Raw genomic sequence first — 19,270 nt, 5'->3', positions numbered from 1 at the left:
TCGCAAAATGAAAAGGGCGATGACGACGCTGCGTCGCGATGCCCGTCTCTATAAGTGACCGGCGCAACCGGAGGGGGTTCGCACGATTCATCGTATGCGTGGATTGCTCAACGCGGTGCTCCATTGCTCGTGGCCGCAGCGGGGGCAACTGGCCGGTTGCTGCGCTTCGATGATCTGCGGGAATCCGCAGCGGGTGCAGGCGTATAGCGCGCTGGCGGGAACCTGGCGGTAAACCGGCCGATATTGCTTGGGCAGTACCGAGAGTCCGGGACGTACCGATTGCGTGTCGGCGAAATAGAGACTGACGTCCCCGTCGGTCTCCAGAATGCCAAGCCGGACCTGCCCCAGATGTTCCACGCCTTGCTGCCGCAACTCCATGAAGAATTCGTCGGATGAGATATTCAGTCGTTCGAGGCTGTGCAGCTCATACAAACCATCCTTGATGATGGTGACCGGTTCACCTTCCATCCATTTGGATATGCGCTCGCTGCGCGTCATGATCCAGACCGTGAGCCGATAGAGCATCAACAAGGTGACGAACACGGCCGCGATGGGCAAGAGCGGCACATCGTCGTAGAAGGACACGTCGCCGGCAGCCGAGCCCAGCGTGAGAATCACCACCAGCTCGAACAGCGACAGCTGCCGGATACCCCGACGCCCGCTGATCTTGAGAAACAGGAACACCGCCACGAAGGCAAACAGCGCGCGCAGCACCACCTCGGCGATGAATAACAGGGGCAGGTCGTCCAGCAGCATGCGCTGCCAATCGAAAGCGCTCATTCGTTGCCTCGGTAGGGGCGCTAACCGGTAACGCCAGGTTGTGCCGGCATGGACCACGCGCTCAGCGCTACGCCGTCCTTGCTCAGTTGGACTCGCGCATTTTCCAGCAGGCCGGCGAGATGAACGGGATCGGCGTATTGCGACCGAGCGATATGGGCAATCGACAGGATTTCATCGCCCGCCGCGTCGATCACCCGCAGCGAATAGCTGGCGTCCTCGTTATCGGCCCGCGTGACTGCATGGCAGGGTAGAAAAGCCATGGCGCTGATGCGCATGGCTTCGTCGAGCGAAAGTCGTTGGACGGTCATGTTCGTGCTCCGGCGTGCGGTCGATCACGGCGCAGGGGCGACATCGAACACGAGGTCGATGCCGTCGCCGCTGCCGTCCCCTACGACTGAGCCTTGAACCGGCCGGTACGTCACCTCGCGGCCCTCGTAGAACTCGCTCAGCCGCTGCTGCGCCACTTCGCAGACGTGCGTGATCAGTCCAGTGAACTGTTCGTCACGGGGAATGATGAATTTCAAGGTGATGCTATGACCTTCAGCGCCTTCTGGCAGGTTCGCCAGGCCGCTGCTGTGCCACTGGTCGTTGACGTATGCTGCTGCACCCTTCATGGCTCGCTCCTCTTGATTCACATATTGCTGGGACCGTGAAACAAGCGAATGGATCAGTTTGACGAGGGACGTGGCGAACAGGGCAGGGCGAGCGCAACGAAAAAGGCCCGGCGCTTGCGCGGCCGGGCCTTTGCCATTCGAATGGTTGCTTTATTCCGGCATGTGCCAAGGGGCGAGATGGACACCCTGGCGGCTCAGGTCGGCGCGTGCCTGTTCCAGAGTCTGGCCGAGCTTGACCGGGTCGGAATAAACGCTGCTGGACAACTTGCAGTGGCCGACGGCGCGAGATTCGCTGCCATCCACGACGGTAATGCTCAGTTCGCCGTTGCCTTCGAGTAGTGTCCAGGCGACGCACTGGAACGGCTTGAAGGCGCGATCAGTAATGAGAAGGGCGTCGTTGAAACGAAGGGGGCTATTCATGGGGCAAATCTCTCTGTGTGATAACCAAGATCGGATTGAGCCTGCCGCCAGGCTGCCGGCGTTGGCCTTACATATCCATTGATGTACGCAGAGGACTGATAAGTCACATCCAGAGTTCTGGGTTATTGCACGTTTTTGCAATTATCCGAAGGTATAACAGCCGGTGGATGTCGCCGCCCGAGATCGAACCTCGTCCTCGGGCCGCGTGATTGCTGGGCTTGCGGGTTATCGGCAGGGATTTTCACCGGTCGCGAGGTGGCGTCTGGGCGGCCGTGGTGTGGCGAAAAACCGCACCTCCAGAAAAAGAAAACCGGGCCTTGTGGGCCCGGTTGGAGAGGCTCGATCGCCGGCGGCTGGCGTCGTCGGCTATCGATTTACACCTTGAACTGCTTGAGCAACCGGTTCAGCTGCTCGGCCAGTTCACCGAGCTGCGTGCTCGACGCGCTCGACTGCTCGGCGGCCAGCGTGCTCTCCTGGGCGAGTCCCGCCGCCTGGGTGACGTTCTGATTGATGTCTTCGACGACATGGGTCTGTTGCAAGGTGGCACTGGCGATCGAGGCGTTGAGGCCGGACAGGTTGCGCAGCGCCTGAGCGATCTGGCCGAGGCTGTCGCCAGCCTGGCTGGCCTGTTCGACGGTGGCTTGGGAAGCCCGGCTGCTTTCCATGATGACAGTCACTGCCGCGCCGGAATTTTTTTGCAGGCGTTCGATCATGGTGTGGATTTCGGCCGTGGAGGTCTGGGTACGCTGAGCCAGCAGGCGTACCTCGTCAGCCACCACGGCGAAGCCACGACCCTGTTCGCCGGCGCGTGCGGCTTCGATCGCTGCGTTCAGGGCCAGCAGATTGGTTTGGTCGGCGATCGACCCGATCACCTCGAGAACCGAACCGATTTGCGTGGTCTCATCGGCCAGCGAGCGAATCACGCCCACGGCTTCGTTGATGGTGGTCGAGAGTTGACCGATCTGCTGCAGGCTGGCTTCGATATTGCGCTGCCCCAGGTTGGCCTGCTTTTCCGCCTGGCCTACTTCGCTCGAGGCATGTTCGGCGTTCTTCGCCACTTCCTGCACCGCGTAGGTCACCTCGTTAACCGCGGTGGCGACCAGTTCCATTTGTTGTGACTGCTGCAAGCTCTGCCGATGGGTCTGGCTGGCCAGCCCGCCAAGCGCGCTGGACGATTTTTCCAGCGAACCGGCGGTCTCGAGCAACTGGGCGATGACCGTGCGCAGCTTGTGGATGAAGGTGTTGAAGTCGCGGCTCAGCGTGGTCAGCTCGTCGTTTCCCGAAACGTCGAGCTGGCGAGTCAGGTCGGCCTCGCCGCTGGCAATATTGGCCATCGCCTGCATCGAGTGGCGCAGAGGGCGGATGATGCTGCGAATCAGAATGGCGACCAGCAGGGCCATCAGCGAGGCGATGGCCAGACCGATGAGGGAGAAGCGAGCCACATAGCCCTGAAACTCCGCTTCGACGTCGTCCACATAAATGCCCGAGCCGATGATCCAGCCCCAGGGCTTGAACAGCTCGACGTAGGAAATCTTGGGGACGGGTTCTTTTTCACCCGGCTTCGCCCACTGATAGTCCACCAGACCCGCACCTTGCGTGCGCGCCACCTTGACCATTTCATTGAACAACGCCTTGCCGTTCGGATCCTTGGTGCCAGAGAGGTCCTGGCCTTCGAGTTCGGGCTTCATGGGATGCATGAGCATGGTCGGGCTCATGTCGTTGATCCAGAAATAATCGTTTTGCCCGTAGCGGAGCAGGCGAATCTGATCCATCGCCGCCTTCTGCGCCTCGGCCGTGCTCAGCGAGCCGTTTGCCTCCAACTGCTGGTAGTAATCGAGCACGCCCGTCGCCGTCTCGACGATGTTCTGGGTCATGACCTGCTTGCCTTTGTACAGGTCGCTCCGCACCTGCTGGATCATCAGAAGGCCGAGAATGAATAGCATGGCGACTGCTACCATCGGGATCAGCCAGAGCCGTTTACTGATTGGGAAGTTTCTCAGCAGATTCATTTAGTTGTGAGCTCCTGTTGAAGCTTTATCTTGATTATTATGGGAAGCGCGGTGTCATGGAGGCAGAGCCTGGTTCATGCCGGCTGCGGCGTTTGCCGGGCGGCCGTGTCGATTCATGGACCATCAAACAGCTTTTCGGCCACCTCGCGGAAAAAATGAGAGGTGAGGCCGACGCTTCAGTGAATTTACTTACCCTCGAAGGGTCAGAACAGCGCTCAAATTGCCGTCTGGCATATACCTTGGTTGGATAGTCAAGCGCGGTGGCCGGCACCGCCCAGTGGGGACATAGATGGATCTTTGGATTGCCGTTCAGGCGTTGATACTGGGAGTCGTCGAGGGCATCACCGAGTTTCTTCCAATTTCCAGTACGGGCCATCAGATCATCGTGGCCGATCTGATCGGCTTTGGCGGGGAGCGGGCACTGGCGTTCAATATCATCATTCAGCTGGGTGCCATCCTGGCGGTGGTCTGGGAGTACCGGCGCAAGATCATCGATGTCGTGGTCGGACTGCCCAGGGAGCGGCAGGCGCAGAAGTTCACCGTCAATCTCCTGGTGGCCTTCTTCCCGGCGGTGGTGCTGGGCGTAGCCTTCGCGGATCTCATCCATGAATACCTGTTCAACCCCATCACTGTGGCGACTGCCCTGGTGATTGGCGGCGTGGTCATGCTGTGGGCCGAAAAGCGCTCGCATCGCGTCCAGGCTGAAACGGTGGACGACATGCACTGGACCCACGCGCTGAAGGTGGGTTGCGCACAGTGCCTGGCGCTTGTTCCCGGCACGTCACGGTCCGGCGCCACCATCATCGGCGGGCTGTTGTTCGGCCTGTCGCGCAAGGCGGCGACCGAATTTTCCTTCTTCCTGGCGATGCCGACGATGGTGGGGGCCGCGGTCTATTCGGGCTACAAGTACCGCGAGTTGTTCCAGCCGAGCGACTTCCCCGTGTTCGCCATCGGATTCGTCACCTCGTTCATCTTCGCGATGCTGGCCGTTCGCGCGTTGCTCAAGTTCATCGGTAACCACAGCTACGCGGCATTCGCCTGGTATCGGATCATTTTCGGCATCGTGATCCTGGCGACCTGGCAGTTCAGTCTGATCGATTGGAGCACCGCGGCGGGCTGATTCGGCGGCGTTATCGCAGAGCAGCGGGGCAGCGCGCCGGACCTGCCAGCCGCTCGCAGCGAGTTTGACCGGGGTCGCAACCCTGGCCCTGTAACGGAGCTATGCAATGGAGCTGCGCATCAATTGAAAAGCGGGAACGGTCGATTGCTGAAGATGTGCGGCTTTGCGCTGCTGTGTCCGATGCCGCTGCTTGGAATGACACGGATGACCCTGCACGGCATGTACGGGCCGCTCGTGGTTTATCTCTTGGCGAGCGTTTTGGCGTTCGGTCTGTATTGGCACGACAAGCGCAGCGCCATGCGCCGAGACTGGCGCACGCCGGAGGCGCGTTTGCATCTGGTCGAACTGCTCGGTGGCTGGCCGGGCGCGTTGCTGGCCCAGCAGTTGCTGCGACACAAGACCCGCAAACTATCATTCCAGCTGGTGTTCTGGGGGATCGTCACGGTGCATCAGGTGGTCTGGCTGGACTATCTGTTTTTTCAGCGTGTATACGGATTGCTGCTGCAAGCCCCGCCTGCATGACACAAGCGGCCCATACCAAAACGCCCCGCATTGACGGGGCGTTTTTTCATGGCGGCGACGGGTCTCAGATCACGCCAAGGCTGCGCAGGTAGTCGTCATAGGTGCCGCTGAAGTCAGTGACACCCGTCTCCGACAGCTCGATGATGCGCGTCGCCAGCGAGCCGACAAATTCACGGTCATGGCTGACGAAAATCAAGGTGCCCGGATAGTTCTCCAGCGCCAGGTTCAACGCCTCGATGGATTCCATGTCCAGGTGGTTGGTCGGTTCGTCCATGACCAGCACGTTGGGCTTTTTCAGGATCAGCTTGCCGAACAGCATGCGGCCCTGCTCGCCACCTGAAATCACGCGTACGGACTTGAGGATTTCGTCGTTGGAAAACAGCATGCGGCCCAGCGTGCCGCGCACGATCTGCTCGCCACCCTGTGTCCATTGGCCCATCCAGTCGAACAGCGACACGTCGTCCTCGAAGTCGTCGGCGTGGTCCTGGGCGTAATAGCCGATGTCAGCGCTTTCGGTCCACTTCACCGAGCCGGCATCAGGCTGCAGTTCGCCGACCAGCGTACGCAGCAGGGTGGTCTTGCCGATACCGTTCGGCCCGATGATCGCGACCCGCTCACCGGCCTCGACTGTAAAACTGAAGTTCTTGAACAGCGTCTTGCCGTCGAAGCCTTTGGCCACGTTTTCGACCGTCACGGCCTGACGGTGCAGCTTCTTGGTCTGCTCGAAGCGGATGAAGGGGCTGACACGGCTGGACGGCTTGACCTCGGCCAACTGGATCTTGTCGATCTGCTTGGCGCGCGAGGTGGCCTGCTTGGCTTTCGACGCGTTTGCCGAGAAGCGGCTGACGAAGGTCTGCAATTCAGCGATCTGCGCTTTCTTCTTGGCGTTGTCGGCCAATAGCTGCTCGCGGGACTGGGTTGCCGCCGTCATGTACTCGTCGTAGTTGCCGGGGAACAGCCGCAGCTCGCCGTAGTCGAGGTCGGCCATGTGCGTGCACACGCTGTTGAGGAAGTGCCGGTCGTGGGAAATGATGATCATGGTGCTGTTGCGCGCCGTGAGGATGTTTTCCAGCCAGCGGATGGTGTTGATATCCAGGTGGTTGGTCGGCTCGTCCAGCAGCAGCACTTCCGGATCGGAGAACAGCGCCTGCGCCAGCAGCACACGCAGTTTCCAGCCCGGCGCCACCTCGCTCATCGGCCCGAAGTGCTGTTCGAGCGGGATACCCAGGCCCAGCAGCAGCTCGCCAGCGCGCGATTCGGCGGTATAGCCGTCCATCTCGGCGAACTCGGTTTCCAGTTCGGCAACGGCCATGCCGTCTTCTTCGCTCATTTCCGGCAGCGAGTAGATGCGTTCGCGCTCGGCCTTGACCTTCCACAGTTCTTCGTGACCCATGATCACGGCGTCGATGACATTGAAGTCTTCGTAGGCGAACTGATCCTGGCGCAGCTTGCCGAGGCGCACGTTGGGTTCGAGCATGACCTGACCGGCGGACGGTTCGAGATCACCACCGAGAATTTTCATGAAGGTCGACTTGCCGCAGCCGTTGGCGCCGATCAGGCCGTAGCGATTGCCGTTGCCGAACTTCACGGAAACGTTCTCGAACAGCGGCTTGGCGCCAAACTGCATGGTGATATTAGCGGTGGAGATCAAAGAGTTTACCTATCAATAACGTGGGGCTTGCTGGTGCGGGTGAAAGCAGTGCGATCGAGCCCGGCTCGGGGTTAACCTCCGGTCCGAGTCGAGTGTGTTCCAGCGGGCATGCGTTGACATCAGCATCAGTGCACCAGGGCCGAGCTGTTGGGGCGAATGCGGGGATTCATGCCGGACAGTGCGGCTATTGTCGCATAGGTGCGTTTGCAGGTGTATGGCAGTGCACCAAAGCAAACGCCCCGAACCAGTCGGGGCGTCGCTTTTCAGGCCATCGCATCGTTCGGGCTGTTCTGAACAGCCGGCGAGGCGGGCATTTCTACCGGAGCGTCACGGCGTCAAACAGCGACGACGTCGATCCTGGCCTTGGCCGCTGATTCGCGGAACTCGGCGATCTGATCGAAGCTCAGGTAGCGGTACACGTCCGCCGCCATGGTGTCGATCTGCGCGGCGTAGACCATGTACTCCTCGACGGTCGGCAGGCGACCCAGGATCGAGGCGACGGCTGCCAGTTCGGCAGACGCCAGGTACACGTTGGTCGCGTCGCCCAGGCGGTTCGGGAAGTTACGGGTCGAGGTGGAAACCACCGTCGAACCGGTTTCGACCCGGGCCTGGTTACCCATGCACAGCGAGCAGCCCGGCATTTCCAGACGCGCACCGGCGCGACCGTAGATGCCGTAGTAGCCTTCCTCGGTCAGCTGGTGCTGGTCCATCTTGGTCGGCGGCGACAGCCACAGACGAGTCGGCAGCGAGCCTTCGACCTTGTCCAGCAGCTTGCCGGCGGCGCGGAAGTGGCCGATGTTGGTCATGCAGGAACCGATGAAGACTTCATCGATCTTCTCGCCCTGTACGCTGGAAAGCAGACGGGCATCGTCCGGGTCGTTCGGCGCGCAAAGAACCGGCTCGGTGACTTCGGACAGATCGATTTCGATGACTTCGGCGTACTCGGCGTCGGCGTCGGCGCTCATCAGCTTCGGATCGGCCAGCCAGGCTTCCATCGCCTGAGCACGACGCTCCAGGGTGCGGGCATCGCCGTAGCCTTCGCTGATCATCCAACGCAGCAGGGTGATGTTCGACTTCAGGTATTCGGCGATTGCTTCTTCCGGCAGCTTGATCGTGCAACCTGCGGCGGAACGCTCGGCGGAGGCGTCGGACAGTTCGAACGCTTGCTCGACGGTCAGCTCGTTCAGCCCTTCGATCTCGAGGATGCGGCCAGAGAAGATGTTCTTCTTGCCCTTCTTCTCGACGGTCAGCAGGCCCTTCTGGATGGCGTAGTAGGGGATCGCATGCACCAGGTCGCGCAAGGTGATGCCAGGCTGCATCTTGCCCTTGAAGCGAACCAGGACCGACTCCGGCATGTCCAGCGGCATCACGCCGGTGGCGGCAGCAAAGGCGACCAGACCGGAACCGGCCGGGAAGGAGATGCCCATCGGGAAGCGGGTGTGCGAGTCACCGCCAGTACCGACGGTGTCGGGCAGCAGCATGCGGTTCAGCCAGCTGTGGATGATGCCATCGCCCGGACGCAGGGAAACACCGCCGCGGGTCATGATGAAGTCCGGCAGGGTGTGGTGCGTGGTGACGTCGATCGGCTTCGGATAGGCGGCGGTGTGGCAGAACGACTGCATCACCAGATCGGCGGAGAAGCCCAGGCAAGCCAGGTCCTTCAGTTCGTCACGGGTCATCGGGCCCGTGGTGTCCTGGGAACCGACGGTGGTCATCTTCGGCTCGCAGTAGGTGCCCGGACGGACGCCTTTGCCTTCCGGCAGGCCGCAGGCGCGACCGACCATTTTCTGGGCCAGGGTGAAGCCCTTGGTGCTTTCGGCAGGGGCTTCCGGCTTCTTGAACAGGTCGGATGGACCCATGCCCAGTTCAGCGCGGGCCTTCTCGGTCAGGCCGCGACCGATGATCAGCGGAATACGGCCGCCAGCGCGAACTTCGTCGAGCAGGACGTCGGTTTTCAGCTGGAAGGTAGTGACCAGCTCATCGCTGCCATGACGGCGGACTTCGCCCTTGTAGGGATAGACGTCGATCACGTCGCCCATGGCCAGGTCGGAGCAGTCGAACTCGACCGGCAGGGCGCCGGCATCTTCCATGGTGTTGTAGAAGATCGGCGCGATCTTGGTGCCGAAGCAGAAGCCGCCGCGCGCTTGTTCGGCACGTTCGGGATGTCGTCACCGAAGAACCACAGCACCGAGTTGGTCGCTGATTTACGCGAGGAACCGGTACCGACCACGTCACCGACGTAGGCGACCGGGAAGCCCTTGGCTTTCAGTTCTTCCATTTGCTTGAGCGGGCCAACGGAGCCGGGCACGTCAGGCGTGATGCCGTCGCGGGCCATTTTCAGCATGGCCAGGGCGTGCAGCGGGATGTCCGGGCGCGACCAGGCGTCAGGTGCCGGCGACAGGTCGTCGGTGTTGGTTTCGCCTGTGACCTTGAATACGGTCAGGGTGATTTTTTCGGCAAGCGGGGCGCGGTTCTTGAACCACTCGCCCTCGGCCCAGGACTGCATGACGGCCTTGGCATTGGCATTGCCGGCCTTGGCTTTCTCTGCGACGTCATGGAAGGCATCGAACATCAGCAGGGTGTGCTTCAGTTGTTTGGCGGTGACGTCGGACAGTTCCGGATTGTCCAGCAGTTCGACCAGCGTGACGATGTTGTAACCGCCCTGCATGGTGCCCAGCAGCTCGACGGCGTGCTGCTTGCTGATCAGCGGCGAGGTGGCTTCGCCTTTGGCGATGGCGGCGAGGAAACCGGCCTTGACGTAGGCCGCTTCATCCACACCGGCGGGAACGCGGTTGGTGATCAGGTCGAGGAGGAATTGTTCTTCGCCGGCTGGCGGGTTCTTCAGAAGTTCGACCAGGCCTGCGGTCTGCTCGGCGTTCAGCGGCTGGGGCACGACGCCCTGGGCGGCACGCTCTTCTACGTGTTTGCGATAGGCTTCAAGCACAGTTATATACCCTCATCATTGGTCCCTTGGGTGTCTCGGGACGCGCATCCGGAAGCTGTTTTCAAAGTTTTACGCCGGTGGATACCGGATGCGCAGGAGAGAGGGATCTGCGCATCCGGCGATGACCGGATCAACTGTGCTCGTGACGCTTTGAAAACAGCTTCGTACGGATTGTGGCGCCGAAAACGGCGGAGCGATTCTACTGGAACGGGCCGGTAAAGTTAAGTGAAACGCCGTGGCGGTCGAAACCCGTCGGTTGCCGGAAGCGACCCTGGCGGGTGGTTCCGTCCCGCGCGCGGCGGGGGTTGTATGGCCAAGTGGCGTCGATTGGATGGATTGCTCCGTGACCCGGCTTGGACAAAAGTCTAAGATGCGGCGCTGTCCTTCGATCCACCGCCCCTTATGTCCAATCAGCGCATCAAAACCCCCTGTGTGGGCCTGTGTTCCACTGTTTACGGTGATCTCGTCTGTCGCGGCTGCAAGCGTTTCCACCATGAGGTGGTGAGCTGGAATGCCTATGACGAGGAGGGTAAGCGCTCGGTCTGGCGACGTCTGGAGCTGCTACTGGCGCAGGTGATGGCGGCCAAGCTGGAAGTCTTCGATGCGCAACTGTTGCGGCGCCAACTGGAAAGTCGGCAGATCCGCTTCGTCGTCGAGCAGTCGCCTTACTGTTGGGCCTATCAGCTTATCGCCAGGGGCGCGCGGGTGATCCAGCAGCTCGACGCCTATGGCGTCGCGCTGCTTCCGGAATTTCGTGACTGGTCTCTGTCGGAGCTGCGCGATGCCATCGACCGGGAGTTCTTTCTTCTCTCGGAGGCCCACTACCACCGCTATATCGCACCGGGGTTTGCGAGCGAGCCGAAGGCCTAGCGCGGCGCGCAAGCGTCGAATTGCTTTGCTCGCCGCGAGACGCCGCGCCCCCTTATCGACGGGCCAGCGTCTCGAGGTGGTCGATCATATCGTCGGGTTTGAGTACCAGCACGTCGCTCTCCAGGACATCCAGTATCACCTCCGCCGTATTGCCCATCAGCGCGCCCGAAAAACCGGTGCGGGCAACCGTGCCGATAACCGTAACCACGGCCTTGAGTTCATGGCAGACGCGAGGAATCAAGGCATCTGCCGGGCCCTCCTCGATATGGAGATGGCTGTCGGGGATGTCGAAGTCGGCCTGGAACTGTTTACAGGCCGCACGGTAACGCGCCTCGATGGTTTCCTTAAGCTGGAAGGTGGGGTCCGCGGCCGACAGCATGGCCGAAGGGTGGGCACTGATCACGTGCAGGCTACCCTCGGCAAGGGAAGCGATTTCGTGGCCATGGTTGACGATGCTGGCATGCAGCGTACGGTGCTCGATATCCGCATTGCCGACATCGACAGCCGCGAGCACCTTGCCGCCGGTCCAGGGCGCTTCGGTCTTGACCATCAGGACGGGGCAGGGGCAGTAACGCAGTAGCTTCCAGTCATCGGGTGTCAGCAGTGCGCGCTTGAGCGGGTTGTCGGCGACATGTTGCTTGATGACCAGCCCACAGCCTTCGGCTTGTTGTACGGCGATGATGGTCTGGTGGAGGCTGTCATGCCAGGCCTGATGCGTGGCTACCGCATGACCTTGCCCCTCGAGCTCCGTGCGCAGGTTGGCAAGGTACTGGCCATGATCGTGCTTGCCGTCACAGACCAGCAGATGCAGATGCGACTGGCTGACGCTGGCGATCAGGCGTGCACGTTTCAGCGCCAGGTTTTCAGACAGCCTCGGGTCGATGACCACGAGGATACAGCGAATGGCTTGCATGATCGGCTCCGCTCCGGTTTTCGTATGACTTCACTATAGCCAAGGCAAACCGGAAGGTCGTGATGCGCGTCAAACCGTGCTGGCCGTCCGGCGTGCGCCTCGTATAATGCTCCGCCCGCGACTTACGAATCGCGGCGACACTGCCGTTCTCCACTTTTGCGAATACGCCACCATGCTTCCCGAATTGAATGAATTTCTGGGCTGTGTAACCCCTGCGGCCTGGGTCGATGTTGCACTGCGCAACCAGGACGTGATGCTCATCGATCACGGCAATTGTGAAAAGAAGGCCGCTGGAGCAGCTTTTCAGCTCATGTTCCGCTACGTTGACAAGCCCGATCTGCAGAACAAGATGTCACGTCTGGCCAGGGAAGAATTGCGGCACTTCGAGCAGGTCCTGTCGATCATTCGCAAGCGCGACATCGGCCTGCGCAATATCGGATCATCCCGTTACGCCGCCGGGCTGCGAGAGCTGGTGCGCAACCACGAGCCATACCGGCTGACCGATACACTGGTGATCGGGGCCTTTATAGAGGCGCGCTCATGCGAGCGTTTCGCCATGCTGGTGCCGCATCTGGACGACGAACTGGGCAGGTTCTACCACGGGTTGCTCAAGTCCGAGGCGCGTCACTTCCAGGACTACCTGAAGCTGGCGTATCTGTATGGCGATGCGGGCGATATCGACGCGACGATCGTTCGGGTGCGTGAGCGTGAGTGTGAGCTGATCGAAAGCCCGGACCCTGAGTTTCGTTTTCACAGCGGCGTGCCGGTCGCCGCCTGATTCAGTCAAGGTCGAACGGGGCCTGATGAAAGCCTGACTCGTCGACCTGCAAGGCCCATCCCTGGCGATCCCAATCGCCCAGCACGATACGCGTGGCCGGCGCTGCGCCGATCTGTAGCGAATGAGTGGCCGGGCGGTGAGTATGGCCATGGATCAGCGTGGAAACGCCATGGCGCTGCATGACCCTTGGAACCTCGCTCGGGGTCACGTCGACGATGTCGCTGGCTTTCATGCGCGTCTGTTCTTTGCTGCTCGACCGCAGTTTCTGCGCCAGCTTCTGACGCGTGGCGAGCGGCAGGTGTTGCAGAACGAACAGGCTGATCGGATTGCGCAGCCACCGCCGCAGGCGCATGTAACCCTCGTCTCGGGTGCAGAGACTGTCCCCGTGCATCAGCAGCGTGCGTTCTCCGCCGAGCTGGGTCACGTGCGGATCGGACAGCAGCGTGCAGCCCGCCTCGCGGCAGAATGCGTTGCCGATCATGAAGTCGCGGTTACCGTGCATCAGATAGATGCGCGTACCCGCTTGGCTCAGTGCATACAGTGCGCCGGCAATCTGGTGCTGGAAGGGCGTCATCGCATCGTCGCCGACCCAGACTTCGAAAAAATCGCCGAGAATGTAGAGCGCCTCGGCCTGGGGCGCTCGGGCCTGGAGAAAACGAAGAAACGCCCGGGTGATATCCGGGCGTTGTTCTTCCAGGTGAAGATCGGAGATCAGCAGGATCAACGTGGTTACTCGACGATCTCGGCTTTTTCGATGACGACGTCTTCTACCGGTACGTCCTGGTGCCCGGACTTCATAGTGGTGGGGACGGCCTTGATCTTTTCGACCACATCCATGCCCTCGACCACTTCGCCGAACACGGCGTAGCCCCAGCCCTGCACGGTTGGCGCGGTGTGGTCGAGGAAGTCGTTGTCCTTGACGTTGATGAAGAACTGCGCGGACGCCGAATGCGGCTCCATGGTGCGCGCCATGGCCAGCGTGCCGGTCTTGTTGGAGAGGCCGTTGTTGGCTTCGTTCTTGATCTGCGCGCGGGTGGCTTTCTGCTTCATGCCGGGCTCGAAGCCGCCGCCCTGGATCATGAAATTGCTGATCACGCGGTGGAAGACGGTGCCGTCGTAGTGACCGCTTTTGACGTATTCCTTGAAGTTTGCGGTCGTTTCCGGGGCCTTGTCTTCGTACAGCTTGACGGTGATGACGCCATGGTTGGTATGGAGCTTGATCATTCGAAAGGCTTCCTTGAATAAGAAGAGGGGTGCCATCGCGCCGCGAACGTGGATGGCGCGATGACGAAAGTGGACGTCACGGCTGCAATGCGTTGCGCGGCTGGGCGCTTTGCTCTGTCAGGGGGTTGACGGGTCCGCTATGATAGGCGCTTTGATTTGGCCGGCCTACCCTGGGAGCGTGTTTACCGATTACTGCGCTCGGCCATGCCGCGTTGAAATCCGCCTCGAAATGTTCATGTCGCACTGTGCATTTCGCTTTTTCCGGCTGATTCCGCTTTGCCTGACCATCGCTCGCAATTTTTGTAAACCGCTCTGAGCCGCACACTCGCAGATCGTTAAGGACACCATGAGCAAGCCTGAGACTACCGCAGCCACCAATTTTCTCCGCCCGATCGTCCAGGCCGACCTGGAATCCGGCAAGCATGCCAGGATCGTGACGCGTTTTCCGCCTGAGCCGAACGGGTATCTGCACATCGGCCACGCCAAGTCGATATGCCTGAATTTCGGCCTCGCGAAGGAGTTTGGCGGCGAGTGCAACCTTCGTTTCGACGACACCAACCCGGCGAAGGAAGACCAGGAATACATCGACGCGATCAAAAGCGACGTCCGATGGCTCGGGTTCGAATGGGCGGGCGAGGTGCGTTACGCCTCCAACTACTTTGCGCAATTGCATGAGTGGGCGGTCGAGCTCATCAAAGCGGGCAAGGCCTACGTCTGCGACCTGACGCCTGAGCAGGCCCGCGAATACCGCGGCAGCCTGACTGAGCCGGGCAAGAACAGCCCGTTCCGCGACCGTTCGGTGGAGGAAAACCTCGACCTGTTCGCCCGGATGAAGGCGGGCGAGTTTCCCGATGGCGCCAAGGCACTGCGGGCGAAGATCGACATGGCGTCGCCGAACATGAACCTGCGCGACCCGATTCTTTATCGCATTCGCCACGCGCATCACCACCAGACGGGTAATGCCTGGTGCATCTACCCGAGCTATGACTTTACCCACGGCCAGTCGGATGCCATCGAGGGGATCACGCACTCCATTTGCACCCTGGAGTTCGAGGACCATCGGCCCCTTTATGAGTGGTTCCTTGCGAACCTGCCGGTCCCGGCGCACCCACGCCAGTACGAATTCGCGCGCCTCAATCTGAACTACACCATCACCAGCAAGCGCAAGCTCAAGCAACTGGTCGATGAACGGCATGTCAGCGGCTGGGATGACCCACGGATGTCGACGCTCAGCGGCTACCGCCGGCGCGGTTATACACCGGCCTCGATTCGCACCTTCTGCGACATGATCGGGGTGAACCGCGCGGGCGGCGTGGTCGATATCGGCATGCTCGAATTCGCCATTCGCGAAGACCTGGACGCCAATGCGCCACGCGCCATGTGCGTGCTCAAGCCGTTGAAGGTGGTCATCACCAACTACCCCGAAGGTCAGGTCGAGACCCTTGAGCTGCCTCGCCATCCCAAGCAGGACATGGGCGTGCGCCAGTTGCCGTTCGCGCGGGAAATCTATATCGATGCGGGCGACTACGAGGAGAGTCCGCCGAAGGGATTCAAGCGGCTCGAGCCCAATGGCGAAGTCCGGCTGCGTGGCAGCTACGTGATCCGTGCCGATGAGGCGATCAAGGATGCCGACGGCAATGTGGTCGAACTGCGCTGCTCCTACGACCCGCAAACGCTGGGCAAGAACCCTGAAGGCCGCAAGGTCAAAGGCGTCATCCACTGGGTTCCGGCGGCGGAAAGCGTCGAGTGCGAGGTGCGTCTGTACGACCGCCTGTTCCGTTCGGCCAACCCTGACAAGGACGAGGAGGGCGGCAGCTTCCTCGACAATATCAACCCCGAATCGCTGGTCGTGCTCAAAGGCTGCCGCGCCGAGCCGTCGCTGGCTACTGCCGAAGCCGAGGATCGCTTCCAGTTCGAGCGCGAGGGTTATTTCTGCGTCGACAGCAAAGACAGCCGGCCGGACGCCATGGTGTTCAACCGTACCGTGACCTTGCGCGACTCCTGGGGAGGCCAGTGATGGCGTTGTCGATCTACAACACGCTGAGCAAGACCAAGGAACCGCTCAAGCCGCTGATGGACAATCAGGTGCGCATGTACGTCTGCGGCATGACGGTCTATGACTTCTGCCACATCGGCCATGCGCGGGTCATGGTGGCGTTCGACGTCGTCTCGCGCTGGTTGCGCCAGCGCGGTTACGCGCTGACCTATGTGCGTAACATCACCGATATCGACGACAAGATCATCCGTCGTGCTCAGGAAAACGGCGAGTCCTTCGAGGCCCTGACCGGGCGCATGATTGCCGCGATGCATGAAGACGAGGCGCGGCTCAACGTGCTGCGTCCGGATATCGAACCGCGCGCTACCGAGCACATCGCCGGTATGCACGGCATGATCCAGACCCTGATCGACAAGGGTTTCGCCTATGCGCCGGGCAATGGCGACGTCTATTACCGGGTCGGCAAGTTCGTCGGGTACGGCAAGCTCTCGCGGCGCAAGATCGAAGATTTGAAGATCGGTGCGCGTATCGAAGTCGACGAAGCCAAGGAAGACCCGCTGGACTTCGTGCTCTGGAAAGCCGCCAAGCCGGGCGAGCCAAGCTGGGAGTCGCCCTGGGGCGCAGGGCGGCCGGGCTGGCATATCGAATGCTCGGTGATGTCCACCTGTTGCCTGGGCGAGACCTTCGACATCCACGGCGGCGGCCCGGACCTGGTGTTCCCGCACCATGAGAACGAGATCGCGCAGAGCGAAGCGGCGACCGGCAAGCGCTACGCCAATAGCTGGATGCACGCCGGCGCGGTACGTGTCGATGGGGAAAAGATGTCCAAATCGCTGGGCAACTTCTTCACCATTCGCGAGGTATTGGAAAAGTACCAGCCCGAAGTGGTGCGCTACCTGTTGGTGTCGAGCCACTATCGCAGCCCGATCAATTATTCCGAAGACAGCCTGAAAGAAGCCCGGGGCGCGCTCGAACGCTTCTATACCGCACTGCGGGGCTTGCCTGAGGTGCCCGCCGAGGGCGGCGAAACGTTCGTCGCTCGCTTCGGCGAGGCCATGGATGACGATTTCAATTCACCCGAAGCCTGTGCGGTCATGTTCGAGATGGTCCGCGAGATCAATCGCCTGCGTGACACGGACATTCCGGCTGCTGCTGCGCTGGCGGCCCGGCTGAAAGAGCTGGCCGGCGTGCTTGGCGTGTTGCAGATGGAGCCTGACGCGTTCCTGCAGGCCGGTGCCGAGGGCAAGGTCGATGCTGCGCAAGTAGAGGCGCTGATTGCCGCGCGTCTGCAGGCGCGTGCCGAGAAGAACTGGGCAGAGTCCGACCGCATTCGCGATCAACTGACTGACATGGGTGTGGTGTTGGAGGATGGCAAAGGCGGCACGACGTGGCGCCTCGGCGAGTAAATCGCACCGTTCACTCCAGGCCGCCTCGTGCGGCCTTGTTCATATGAGCCGGCCGACACCGGCGGCTCAGGGTGTCCTTCACGTCAACCCGGCCACAACCCTTCGGCGCGCAAGCGTTTATAGAGGGTGTTGCGGCTGACGCCCAGATGCCTTGCCAGGTGTGAAACGTTGCCGCGACAAGCCTCGTACTGTGATCGGAGCGGCTGGTGAGCCGCCGCTGTGTTCGGCGACGCCTCGTCGATCTCAGGCGATGATTCTGCGCACCCGCGCGCTTGCGGATGGCCTTCCATATCCATGAAAAAATCGTCTGGCAGGTGCTCGGGGCGTATCGGCTGATCACCCGCCAGGGCCAGGGCGACCTTGATCACGCTGCTCAGTTGACGGATGTTGCCTGGCCAGGGATGACACTCGAACAGCCGCAGCACCTCGGCACTTAGACCCGCCCATTGCTGGGGCTCGCGATGCTGCTCCCAGAGACGTTGGACCAGCGCCTGCTTGTCGCGGCGGGCGCGCAGTGGCGGTAGCTCGACGCTCAGGCCGCTGACGCGGTAGAACAGGTCCTGGCGAAAACGGCCGGTCTGGACTTCATGGCGCAGCGAGCGGTTCGTCGCGCAGACCAGGCGAAAATCGACCGCAAAGGGCTCGCCGCCTCCGAGTGGCTGGACGCTACGGTCCTGCAACACGCGCAACAGCCGGGCCTGAAGGCTCAGCGGCATGTCACCGATTTCGTCGAGAAACAGTACGCCTCGGTCAGCCTTGCGGATCAGCCCCACGCTACCTTTCTGGTGGGCTCCAGTGAAGGCGCCCTTCTCATAGCCGAACAGTTCGGATTCGATCAGCTCGCCCGGAATCGCGGCGCAGTTCACGGCGATCAACGGTGCCGTGGCGCGTGAACTGGCGGCGTGCAACGCCCTGACCACGACTTCCTTGCCGACGCCCGTTTCACCGTGAAGCAGAATCGGGACGTCCTTTTCCAGCATGATCCGGGCTTGATGGATCAGTTTGCGCACCTGCGCATCGCCCTGGTCGATGCTGGCCAGGTCGATCAGTCGTTCCGGGCGGTTTGCAGTACGCAAGTCACGCGGCCGGATGCGGGGGGTTAGCGGCCGTCGCACCAGGCCCTGAAAGCGGTGACGGCCCATGGCGCGCAGTGGCAGGGGCTGATCTTCCGGCTGATTGAGCAACTGCAGCAGCGGGACGCCGAACAGATCGTCGATGCGGCTGCGCGTCAGCGTTACGCCGAGCAGGTTGTCCGCGCGTCGGTTGGCCGAGACGATCAGCCCCGATTCATCGAATACCAGCAAACCGGCCCACTGGCTGTCGAGATTGTCCTGTCCGGTGTTGAAGGTCAGCTGGAAATAGTCGTCATGGAACAGGTTGAGAATCAGCCGGTTCTCCACCGACTGGCTCATCATCTTCACCATGCCCAGGGTATGCGAAGGCGGCAGATAGCTGTCGCTGGAGACATCGAGCACCGCGATCAGCCGGCGCTCGGCGTCGAAGATCGGTGACGCCGCACCGGACAGATAGCGGTTCGCCTTCAGGAAATGCTCGTCGCGCTGGATATGAACGGCCTGACCGCTGGCCAGGGCGGTGCCGATCGCATTGGTGCCGGTGTCACGTTCCATCCAGCTCGCGCCAGGCTTGAAACCGCGTCGCTGGGCCGGCTCGACGAAGCGCCGATCACCCCAGGACTCCAGCAACTGACCGCCACTGTCGGCCAGGAGAATCAGGCAGCTCGAATTCGAAAGGATATTCTCGTAGTACGGCAGGACTTCGCGCTGGGTGGTCTGCACCAGGCTGCGTTGGCGGTCCAGCAGGGCGTTGATCTCCTGCTCTTCAGGCTGGCCGAAGCTGGGCATGCTGAGCTGACTCAGCCCGTAGCGTTCGCAGCGACTCCAGGAGTCCTCTACCAGAGCCTGATGTGAGATGGGCTGGGCTGGGTCGGCCATGTTGCCTCTCTGAACGAGCAGTGCTTATTGTTATTGCGCTGTCGCTACGGCCCGCGCCTTGAACAGTCTTG

General features: G+C 61.4%; 15 protein-coding genes and 2 pseudogenes. 6 read left to right on the top strand and 11 right to left on the bottom strand.

The window, feature by feature from the left end; all coding sequences use genetic code 11:
* Window positions 1-87: 87 nt before the first annotated feature.
* The 5 genes from GQA94_RS16205 to GQA94_RS16185 all read right to left on the bottom strand — a co-directional run bounded on the left by GQA94_RS16205 (window position 88) and on the right by GQA94_RS16185 (window position 3,823).
* Window positions 88-780: a YetF domain-containing protein gene (locus tag GQA94_RS16205; protein ID WP_158188989.1), complete on the bottom strand. Its 693-nt coding sequence runs from the start codon at window positions 778-780 to the stop codon at window positions 88-90.
* A gap of 20 nt (window positions 781-800) precedes the next feature.
* Window positions 801-1,088, bottom strand: a complete 288-nt coding sequence (locus tag GQA94_RS16200; protein WP_158188988.1) for a hypothetical protein — start codon at window positions 1,086-1,088, stop codon at window positions 801-803.
* Between the two features lie 24 nt (window positions 1,089-1,112).
* Window positions 1,113-1,394 carry a hypothetical protein gene (locus tag GQA94_RS16195; protein WP_158188987.1) on the bottom strand — a complete coding sequence of 94 codons (282 nt, stop codon included), beginning with the start codon at window positions 1,392-1,394 and terminating at the stop codon, window positions 1,113-1,115.
* A 150-nt stretch (window positions 1,395-1,544) separates the two neighbouring features.
* The gene (locus GQA94_RS16190) at window positions 1,545-1,814 is read right to left on the bottom strand and encodes a hypothetical protein (RefSeq protein ID WP_158188986.1); all 270 of its coding nucleotides are present in this window, start codon (window positions 1,812-1,814) and stop codon (window positions 1,545-1,547) included.
* 374 nt (window positions 1,815-2,188) lie between these two features.
* The gene (locus GQA94_RS16185) at window positions 2,189-3,823 is read right to left on the bottom strand and encodes a methyl-accepting chemotaxis protein (protein ID WP_158188985.1); all 1,635 of its coding nucleotides are present in this window, start codon (window positions 3,821-3,823) and stop codon (window positions 2,189-2,191) included.
* A gap of 289 nt (window positions 3,824-4,112) precedes the next feature.
* Here GQA94_RS16185 and GQA94_RS16180 point away from each other — a divergent pair, with 289 nt between their 5' ends.
* Window positions 4,113-4,943 carry an undecaprenyl-diphosphate phosphatase gene (locus GQA94_RS16180; protein WP_158188984.1) on the top strand — a complete coding sequence of 277 codons (831 nt, stop codon included), beginning with the start codon at window positions 4,113-4,115 and terminating at the stop codon, window positions 4,941-4,943.
* Between the two features lie 144 nt (window positions 4,944-5,087).
* Window positions 5,088-5,465, top strand: a pseudogene (locus tag GQA94_RS16175) (DUF1294 domain-containing protein); the annotation flags it as partial.
* 64 nt (window positions 5,466-5,529) lie between these two features.
* On the opposite strand, the gene GQA94_RS16170 reads toward GQA94_RS16175, so the two are convergent.
* Window positions 5,530-7,116, bottom strand: coding sequence for an ABC-F family ATPase (locus tag GQA94_RS16170; protein WP_158188983.1), 1,587 nt, complete (start codon window positions 7,114-7,116; stop codon window positions 5,530-5,532).
* A gap of 335 nt (window positions 7,117-7,451) precedes the next feature.
* Window positions 7,452-10,060 (bottom strand): annotated as a pseudogene (gene acnB / locus GQA94_RS16165) (bifunctional aconitate hydratase 2/2-methylisocitrate dehydratase).
* Window positions 10,061-10,462: 402 nt separating this feature from the next.
* On the opposite strand from acnB, the gene GQA94_RS16160 reads away from it, so the two are divergent.
* Window positions 10,463-10,930: a DUF1289 domain-containing protein gene (locus tag GQA94_RS16160; protein ID WP_158188982.1), complete on the top strand. Its 468-nt coding sequence runs from the start codon at window positions 10,463-10,465 to the stop codon at window positions 10,928-10,930.
* Between the two features lie 52 nt (window positions 10,931-10,982).
* Here GQA94_RS16160 and GQA94_RS16155 read toward each other — a convergent pair whose 3' ends face one another.
* Window positions 10,983-11,843 carry a universal stress protein gene (locus tag GQA94_RS16155; RefSeq protein WP_158188981.1) on the bottom strand — a complete coding sequence of 287 codons (861 nt, stop codon included), beginning with the start codon at window positions 11,841-11,843 and terminating at the stop codon, window positions 10,983-10,985.
* A 172-nt stretch (window positions 11,844-12,015) separates the two neighbouring features.
* Here GQA94_RS16155 and GQA94_RS16150 point away from each other — a divergent pair, with 172 nt between their 5' ends.
* The gene (locus GQA94_RS16150) at window positions 12,016-12,621 is read left to right on the top strand and encodes a tRNA-(ms[2]io[6]A)-hydroxylase (RefSeq protein ID WP_158188980.1); all 606 of its coding nucleotides are present in this window, start codon (window positions 12,016-12,018) and stop codon (window positions 12,619-12,621) included.
* A 1-nt stretch (window position 12,622) separates the two neighbouring features.
* Here the strand turns inward: GQA94_RS16150 and lpxH are convergent, their stop codons facing one another.
* Window positions 12,623-13,345 carry a UDP-2,3-diacylglucosamine diphosphatase gene (gene lpxH / locus GQA94_RS16145; RefSeq protein WP_158188979.1) on the bottom strand — a complete coding sequence of 241 codons (723 nt, stop codon included), beginning with the start codon at window positions 13,343-13,345 and terminating at the stop codon, window positions 12,623-12,625.
* 5 nt (window positions 13,346-13,350) lie between these two features.
* Entirely contained in the window at window positions 13,351-13,845 is a 495-nt protein-coding gene (locus GQA94_RS16140; protein ID WP_158188978.1) for a peptidylprolyl isomerase, read from the bottom strand.
* A gap of 346 nt (window positions 13,846-14,191) precedes the next feature.
* On the opposite strand from GQA94_RS16140, the gene GQA94_RS16135 reads away from it, so the two are divergent.
* Window positions 14,192-15,862 carry a glutamine--tRNA ligase/YqeY domain fusion protein gene (locus GQA94_RS16135; protein WP_158188977.1) on the top strand — a complete coding sequence of 557 codons (1,671 nt, stop codon included), beginning with the start codon at window positions 14,192-14,194 and terminating at the stop codon, window positions 15,860-15,862.
* Window positions 15,862-17,247 carry a cysteine--tRNA ligase gene (gene cysS / locus GQA94_RS16130; RefSeq protein WP_158188976.1) on the top strand — a complete coding sequence of 462 codons (1,386 nt, stop codon included), beginning with the start codon at window positions 15,862-15,864 and terminating at the stop codon, window positions 17,245-17,247. Before GQA94_RS16135 ends, cysS begins: the two co-directional genes overlap by 1 nt.
* An 83-nt stretch (window positions 17,248-17,330) precedes the next feature.
* Here cysS and GQA94_RS16125 read toward each other — a convergent pair whose 3' ends face one another.
* The gene (locus GQA94_RS16125; protein ID WP_158188975.1) at window positions 17,331-19,199 is read right to left on the bottom strand and encodes a sigma-54-dependent Fis family transcriptional regulator; all 1,869 of its coding nucleotides are present in this window, start codon (window positions 19,197-19,199) and stop codon (window positions 17,331-17,333) included.
* Window positions 19,200-19,270: the final 71 nt, after the last annotated feature.

Source organism: Stutzerimonas stutzeri (assembly GCF_009789555.1).
GTDB lineage: Bacteria > Pseudomonadota > Gammaproteobacteria > Pseudomonadales > Pseudomonadaceae > Stutzerimonas > Stutzerimonas stutzeri_R.
This window is presented reverse-complemented; position numbering and strand designations above follow the sequence as displayed.

Bases quoted from the DNA above. Each gene is read 5' to 3' on its own strand.
- GQA94_RS16205 (WP_158188989.1), bottom strand. From the start codon at position 780: ATGAGCGCTTTCGATTGGCAGCGCATGCTGCTGGACGACCTGCCCCTG.
- GQA94_RS16200 (WP_158188988.1), bottom strand. From the start codon at position 1,088: ATGACCGTCCAACGACTTTCGCTCGACGAAGCCATGCGCATCAGCGCC.
- GQA94_RS16180 (WP_158188984.1), top strand. From the start codon at position 4,113: ATGGATCTTTGGATTGCCGTTCAGGCGTTGATACTGGGAGTCGTCGAG.
- GQA94_RS16195 (WP_158188987.1), bottom strand. From the start codon at position 1,394: ATGAAGGGTGCAGCAGCATACGTCAACGACCAGTGGCACAGCAGCGGC.
- GQA94_RS16185 (WP_158188985.1), bottom strand. From the start codon at position 3,823: ATGAATCTGCTGAGAAACTTCCCAATCAGTAAACGGCTCTGGCTGATC.
- GQA94_RS16135 (WP_158188977.1), top strand. From the start codon at position 14,192: ATGAGCAAGCCTGAGACTACCGCAGCCACCAATTTTCTCCGCCCGATC.
- GQA94_RS16190 (WP_158188986.1), bottom strand. From the start codon at position 1,814: ATGAATAGCCCCCTTCGTTTCAACGACGCCCTTCTCATTACTGATCGC.
- GQA94_RS16140 (WP_158188978.1), bottom strand. From the start codon at position 13,845: ATGATCAAGCTCCATACCAACCATGGCGTCATCACCGTCAAGCTGTAC.
- GQA94_RS16160 (WP_158188982.1), top strand. From the start codon at position 10,463: ATGTCCAATCAGCGCATCAAAACCCCCTGTGTGGGCCTGTGTTCCACT.
- cysS (WP_158188976.1), top strand. From the start codon at position 15,862: ATGGCGTTGTCGATCTACAACACGCTGAGCAAGACCAAGGAACCGCTC.
- GQA94_RS16125 (WP_158188975.1), bottom strand. From the start codon at position 19,199: ATGGCCGACCCAGCCCAGCCCATCTCACATCAGGCTCTGGTAGAGGAC.
- GQA94_RS16150 (WP_158188980.1), top strand. From the start codon at position 12,016: ATGCTTCCCGAATTGAATGAATTTCTGGGCTGTGTAACCCCTGCGGCC.
- GQA94_RS16155 (WP_158188981.1), bottom strand. From the start codon at position 11,843: ATGCAAGCCATTCGCTGTATCCTCGTGGTCATCGACCCGAGGCTGTCT.